Source organism: Bradyrhizobium oropedii (genome assembly GCF_020889685.1).
Classification (GTDB): Bacteria; Pseudomonadota; Alphaproteobacteria; order Rhizobiales; family Xanthobacteraceae; genus Bradyrhizobium; species Bradyrhizobium oropedii.
In genome coordinates this window covers 1-1,269 of record NZ_JACMYO010000433.1, presented here as the reverse complement: position 1 = coordinate 1,269, position 1,269 = coordinate 1, and the positions used below count along the sequence as shown (strand labels likewise).

1 protein-coding gene is annotated in these 1,269 nt (G+C 58.1%); it reads right to left on the bottom strand.

Features of this window, described 5'->3' with window-relative positions; all coding sequences use genetic code 11:
- Window positions 1–670: 670 nt before the first annotated feature.
- A partial coding sequence (locus H8A95_RS43110; RefSeq protein WP_249796414.1) for a group II intron maturase-specific domain-containing protein occupies window positions 671–1,269 on the bottom strand: 599 nt, incomplete at its 5' end.

Genomic DNA, 1,269 nt, shown 5'->3' with positions numbered 1-1,269 from the left:
CGCTATAAGCACCCACGCATCACTTCCGATACCGCTCGTCGCTAACCTTCTCCAACCAATCTACGTTCGTTCTGGCGGTGGATCGCCACGTGCCAAAACTTTCCCCGTATCCAGAAGCTAACGATGCCCACGGCCACAATTCTTCGGTCGGAAATCAGACGTCCCGGCGTTGAGGGGTCAGAGAGGTGTCAAATCGCAACGATTTGCCAACCATGGATGCTTTCCGAGCCAGCCGCTAACGAATCGAAAATCGATCCGCCTCATGTTCGCATCTGGAAGCTGAATGGAGAAATCAAGCATGACAGGACACCAATCTATCGGGAGCGAGTTTATGGCTACGAGCTATATCACCAGTAGCGCACCCGGACTGGCGCGAGCTCGCCGCCGTGCGCGATTTCCGGACGGCGTTGCGATCAATGGGCGCCACCGAGATCGAGGGACGCAGCGTCGAAGAGTGTATCGCAGGGAGGCAATCGGCCGATCCAACAGCTAACAGTGTCTAGGCGGTTCACCGCCCAAATGATCGCCGAGTAGGGTCGAGTAGAGGCGTCGATCGCTCGACGCCCCCCTCACAGATCCGGACGTGCAGCTTTGGCGAGTAGGCCGGCGGAATCTCACCGCCGGCCTCTCATAGATCCCAGCGTGAGACTCTCGCCTCACTGGGCTCCCATCAGGCGAACGAGCCGCGTATGCCGATCTTCCAGTGTGCGAACAAGCCGGGACGTTCTCGAGATAGTCGTTCGAGGACGCGGCCGGCCTTGGCCTTGCGACCCATAAAGCGTTTGAACTTCCGCATCATCCAAGCCTCGATTGTCTGATTGACGTATCGAAGGATTGGCCCCAGAGCCGCGCGCGTGAATCGACCGTAATATTCAATCCACCCCCGCAGGAGTGGATTGAGCTGCCGAGCGATGTCAGCCATTGACACATGGGTTCGTCTTCGGAGGTTCAAATCCCGGATTGCCGCCCGCATGGACTTCAGCGCCGAAGCGCTGACCCCAGGTAGAAAACTGCAGAACACCGAGGCGTCTTGCGAGTTCTTTGCCCGTCGGGGCCGGAAGCAGTAGCCAAGGAAGTCAAACTTGACGTTCGAATAGCTCCCCTTCCGCCGGCTGTCCTTACAGTAGACGATCCTGGTTTTGGTGGGGTGCATCTCAAGTCCGCATTCCGCTAGGCGAGTTTGTAGCTCGGCCTTTACGGCTTCCGCTTCTTGCTCGCTCCGGCAGTGCACTAGACCATCGTCTGCATACCTACACCATGGGAGGTCAG